Source organism: Bacillus sp. GMs2/2 (assembly GCF_050172095.1).
Taxonomy (GTDB): Bacteria; Bacillota; Bacilli; order Bacillales; family Bacillaceae_G; genus Bacillus_A; species Bacillus_A cereus.
This window is the reverse complement of the sequence record NZ_JBNLYE010000304.1, coordinates 1-4847: the sequence shown is the minus strand read 5'-3', so window position 1 is coordinate 4847 and position 4847 is coordinate 1. Positions and strand designations below refer to the sequence as shown.

The window sequence follows — 4847 nt, the reverse complement described above, 5'->3', positions numbered from 1 at the left end:
CTACTGCACATTTATTAAGAAATATCCCCCTATTGAAAGAAAGTATAGCGATTATTGATCCGTCAAAAAAACATTATTTTCAGCCACTATGGAGTTTAGTGGGGGGAGGAATTGTTTCAAAGAAAAGTACAATGCGTGATCAAGAATCGCTTATTCCAAAAGGGGCAACGTGGATCCCTAAAAGTGTTGTTAAGTTATTTCCGGATGAAAATAAGATACTGTTAGATGACGGACTGCTGCTTGAGTATGAAATTCTTATTGTAGCAGCTGGTATACAAATAAATTGGGAAGGTATTAAAGGCTTAAAAGAATCTATTGGGACTAATGGGGTATGTAGCAATTATTCTTATACATATGTTGATTCTACTTGGAGAGAAATCGAAAAATTTAAAGGAGGAAATGCGCTTTTTACCCACCCTAATACTCCTATTAAATGCGGTGGTGCTCCACAAAAAATTATGTATTTAGCAGAGGAGTATTTTTGTAATAGTGGTGTAAGAAACAGAAGTGAAGTAATGTTTTATTCTGCAAACAGTAACATCTTTCAGGTTCCGCGATATGCAAATACTTTAGAACAAGTACTAGAAAGAAAGCAAATTATAACGAACTATAATAAAAACTTAGTAGAGATTATCGCTGAAAAAAGAGAAGCAATTTTTGAAGATATGCAAACAATGAAAAGAGAAACAGTACCATATAGTATGATACATGTTGTTCCACCAATGGGACCACCTAACTTTATCAAAGAAAGTGAGATAAGTGATCATCAGGGCTGGGTAGATATAAGTCCTTATACTTTGCAGCATGTACAGTATAAGAATATTTTCGGACTTGGAGATTGTACCAATTTACCTACCTCTAAAACTGGAGCAGCAATTCGAAAGCAAATACCTGTCTTAAAACAAAATATTATGGACGTACTTAACGGAAGAGATTTACAGGCTAAATATGATGGATATACATCATGTCCGATTGTTACAGGATATAAAAGTCTTATACTTGCTGAATTTAACTATGAACATGAGCCTCAAGAAACGTTTCCATTTAATCAAGCGAAAGAACGGTATAGTATGTTTTTACTTAAAAGATATATGTTGCCATATATGTATTGGAATTTAATGTTGAAAGGGATTCTATAGGAGAAGATAAAAAGTGGTTACAAAAATTGAAAATTAATTTGAAATAACTAATTGGAGGGAATAGCTATGCTTTTAAAATATTTTTATGATGAAAAATTAGCACATGCTTCCTATTTAGTAGGTTGTCAGAAAGAAGGCGTAGCAATCGTTATTGATCCTAGTCGCTATATAGAACAATATATAGAATTTGCTAAGAAAGAGGGGATGGAAGTAATTGCTGCGGCTGAGACTCATATTCATGCTGATTTTCTTTCTGGGTCTAGAGAACTTTCTAATCTTTACCATGCAAATTTATATGTATCTGATGAAGGAGATTGTGATTGGAAATATCAATATCTTAACGAAGGTCGATACAAATTGGTTAGAGAGGGCACAGAGTTTAAAGTAGGTCATATAAAATTTAATGTAATTCACACCCCAGGGCATACGCCTGAAAGTATTTCTTTTTTAGTAACTGATACAAGTCAAAATAATTATACGAATGATAAACCGATAGGAATATTCACAGGTGATTTTATATTTGTAGGAGATATAGGAAGACCGGATTTATTAGAAACTGCAGTCGGTATTAAAGATACTGCAAAAATAGGAGCGAAACAATTATTTGATTCTATACAAAAAATAAAAATACTTCCTGATTATTTGCAAATATGGCCATCACATGGTGCGGGAAGCGCATGTGGAAAAGCATTAGGAGCAATTCCAACTTCTACATTAGGTTATGAAAAGATGTTCAATTGGGCATTTCGGTGTAATGAAGAAAGTGATTTTATATCGACTTTATTGACGGGACAGCCAGAGCCTCCAAAGTATTTTTCATTAATGAAGAATTTAAATAAGTATGGTCCGCCAATTCGTAAGAAGAGAAAAAGTACTGCTATTAATACAGTAGAAGAACTTCAAGAAATTTTGAAGAGCGTTTATCAAATAGTTGATATAAGGGATGTAGAGAGTTTTGCTGCAGGTCATATCGAGAAGTCAATTAACATACCTTATAACAATTCTTTCACAACTTGGTGTGGATGGTTATTAGATTATAAAAAAGAAACTTTAATAATTCTAGATGAGGAAAAAGTTAAAGTAGAGGCAGTTATTAGAGAATTTGAATCTATTGGGTTAGATAATATTATTGCTTTTGCACCCTTAAAAGTAATACAAAGACTTGATAGATTTGAAAGTTACAAAGAAAAAACATCGATTGAATTATATCCGCATATAAAAGGTGGAAGCGTTAAGGTTATCGATGTGCGTAGTAAAAAAGAGTGGGAGGAAGGACACCTTCATGATGCAATACATATCACTTTAGGTAATCTATTTGAACAACTAGATTATATACCGAAAGATTTTCCAATAGTTTTGCAATGTCGAACCGGATTACGTTCCGCTATAGCAGCTAGTATTTTACAAAGAGCTGGTATAAAGGAAGTAGTGAATTTAAAGGGAGGATTTCTTGCATGGAAAGAAGAAGGGCTTCCTTATACAACATGCAATCTCAATGTGTAGGAAAATATTATATGCTAGGTAAGAATAATTAAAAGAAGTTATAGATGACGTGTTAGAAAAGGGAATCATAATTGTCGCAGATTCAGGAAATACATTAGGATTATTAATTGATTATCCAGTTAAATATGAAAATGTAATATTTGTTTTAGCATTAAATAATTTAACATTGGATCCATCTTTTATGGAATGGCAGTGTTGGAAGTACTTAGGTATTATCAATAAGAACCCAATTTAAAATTCTCTTGGATGCAAGAGAATTTTTTTATTGGGAATAGTAAGGGGGAGGGGAGGTGCATTACATATGGGAAAAGGTAGAAGTAATAATGCTGGTAAAAAGCAACCGAATTTTGATGATTCATCTAATTTTGCTAAACAAAGCCAACCGACAGAAAAGAAGAAGAAATAAGAACAGGAGCTCTCTTGATAAAGGGAGCTCCTGTTAAAAGTGGACTGACGTTTCAGAATAACATATCGATGGATTAACCCAATAGCCATAAATACAAGGTTTTAATTTTTCGAAGGGCACCTAATTTAATATTATTGTCCCGCTTTTTTATACTTATTGACGCGTTAAATCCATTTAAAATGCTCCTTAATGGCGTTGGGCGTGACCTTCATTAAAATTTTTTAAACCTAATGGGACTTACCATTAAGAGGGCGAGGATTAAAGTAATCCATGCATTACTATATGAAAACAATGCCATACCAGCCAATGATAATCCTGCAGCTGGAATAGGTAATCCCTTAAAATATCCAATAGTTGGTTTAATACTAAATTTAGCTAATCTTAAAGCACCCATTGTTGGGAATAGGATAAATGCCAAAGAAGTTAAAATAGAAGGTGTTGCTATCGTATGAAATAAAAGCGCAGGAGCGACGCCGAAACTAACAATATCAGCTAAGGAATCCAATTCTACGCCAAACTCACTGTTCACTTTTAATTTTCTTGCAATTCTTCCATCAAGAAAATCTAAAACAGCTGAAAAGAAAATGAGAATGGAGGCTGCTCCTAAATATTCACTCATATTCAAGGTGATTGAGAAAACACCGCACAATAAATTTCCAATCGTAAATAAATTCGGTATAACTTTTACAAGCTGATTAAACAAGTTTGTTCCTCCTAAATTAATTAAACTTCACATTTCTGTAGCAATTTCTATATATTCTTCCGTTATTCTTAAAAATATATGACCACTGTATTACTGTAAGCTAATTAAATTTCGATAAGAGAAAAATTGATTTCTTAAATGCTCCACTGGTTTATAAAAATGTTTAATCATTTTCAGTACGCGTTATTGAATATTAGCACTTGATAGTTGATCTTTCGAGTAGTCAGGGATTTTCCAGTTCTGGTGCAAAAAATTCAAGGTAATTAAAAATAATCTCTAAAAAGGAGACATAATGATACTATTATTTTAAAAAGGTTCGTGGTTGGTATCGAATATAAAAAAATAGAATTTTTATACAAAAATCACCCGAAAGGGTGCCTTTTGTACCTCTTAAAATGACTGAAGATGTGTTTACTTGAGTTCATTAGGTAGTTAGAGGTTGATAGACTATCTTTAACGAAAATGTTGAGCAGTTCATCTTCATTATATATCAATTTAATAATGATTGGGGATTTAGAAAGTTCCATGGAAAGTACATATCAACCTGATTGGAAGATTGGAAATTTAATAACTGGTGATACATTTTACTTAACGCAACATTTTGGTGCGCAAATGAAAATTTTTAAAGTCCACACAAATGGTACCCTAGAACGATTCCAAACAATAGAACCAGAATTAAAATAAAGTTTTTGTAGCATCAATTAAATTCATTTCTTTTTATGCAAACACACTTTCAGCGGAACTAACTTCTTCACTATTTTGCGCTGGAAAGACTTTATAAAAAATGGTTACGTTTTCTGATCTTGAAATAACCCTCTCAAATTGCAATCCTGCTTTTTCTAAAAGCTTTACTGCATCAACAATAGAAGTAATTGCTACAAAAGTTTTTCAAATAAAATTTATAAAAGCTTGATAGGTAATACCAAGGGAAAAGACCGTAGCTACTATATGTGCAGTCCATTTAGGCATATTTAAATTTAATACGGTATTGTACAACATTCCATATACGATACAAATGATTAATATGAATGCAATGAATTGAAGAACTAATAAAAATAGCGGTTGTTCCATTTATTCTCACTTCCTTTATTTGATA

The 4847-nt window shown here is 32.4% G+C and carries 6 protein-coding genes; 4 read left to right on the top strand and 2 right to left on the bottom strand.

Annotation, left to right across the window (positions count from 1 at the left end):
- The 3 genes from ACQGS6_RS22990 to ACQGS6_RS22980 all read left to right on the top strand — a co-directional run.
- The coding region (locus ACQGS6_RS22990; protein ID WP_426965658.1) for an NAD(P)/FAD-dependent oxidoreductase at nucleotides 1-1139 on the top strand (1139 nt) is incomplete at its 5' end.
- A gap of 66 nt (nucleotides 1140-1205) precedes the next feature.
- Nucleotides 1206-2642 (top strand): MBL fold metallo-hydrolase, encoded by a 1437-nt coding sequence (locus ACQGS6_RS22985; protein WP_000925322.1) that lies wholly within the window; start codon nucleotides 1206-1208, stop codon nucleotides 2640-2642.
- A gap of 49 nt (nucleotides 2643-2691) precedes the next feature.
- The gene (locus tag ACQGS6_RS22980; RefSeq protein ID WP_000890300.1) at nucleotides 2692-2877 is read left to right on the top strand and encodes a hypothetical protein; all 186 of its coding nucleotides are present in this window, start codon (nucleotides 2692-2694) and stop codon (nucleotides 2875-2877) included.
- Between the two features lie 382 nt (nucleotides 2878-3259).
- Here the strand turns inward: ACQGS6_RS22980 and pssA are convergent, their stop codons facing one another.
- The gene (pssA, locus tag ACQGS6_RS22975) at nucleotides 3260-3751 is read right to left on the bottom strand and encodes a CDP-diacylglycerol--serine O-phosphatidyltransferase (RefSeq protein ID WP_000483080.1); all 492 of its coding nucleotides are present in this window, start codon (nucleotides 3749-3751) and stop codon (nucleotides 3260-3262) included.
- 501 nt (nucleotides 3752-4252) lie between these two features.
- Between pssA and ACQGS6_RS22970 the strand changes: the two genes are divergently transcribed.
- A complete protein-coding gene (locus tag ACQGS6_RS22970) occupies nucleotides 4253-4435 on the top strand; it encodes a DUF5065 family protein (RefSeq protein WP_002000399.1) in 183 nt (60 codons plus the stop codon).
- A gap of 204 nt (nucleotides 4436-4639) precedes the next feature.
- Here ACQGS6_RS22970 and ACQGS6_RS22965 read toward each other — a convergent pair whose 3' ends face one another.
- Nucleotides 4640-4822 carry a hypothetical protein gene (locus tag ACQGS6_RS22965; protein WP_000437513.1) on the bottom strand — a complete coding sequence of 61 codons (183 nt, stop codon included), beginning with the start codon at nucleotides 4820-4822 and terminating at the stop codon, nucleotides 4640-4642.
- Between the last annotated feature and the right edge of the window lie 25 nt (nucleotides 4823-4847).

Excerpts from the sequence above, each read along its gene's own strand:
- ACQGS6_RS22985 (WP_000925322.1), top strand. The coding sequence starts at position 1,206 with ATGCTTTTAAAATATTTTTATGATGAAAAATTAGCACATGCTTCCTAT.
- ACQGS6_RS22970 (WP_002000399.1), top strand. The coding sequence starts at position 4,253 with ATGATTGGGGATTTAGAAAGTTCCATGGAAAGTACATATCAACCTGAT.
- ACQGS6_RS22965 (WP_000437513.1), bottom strand. The coding sequence starts at position 4,822 with ATGGAACAACCGCTATTTTTATTAGTTCTTCAATTCATTGCATTCATA.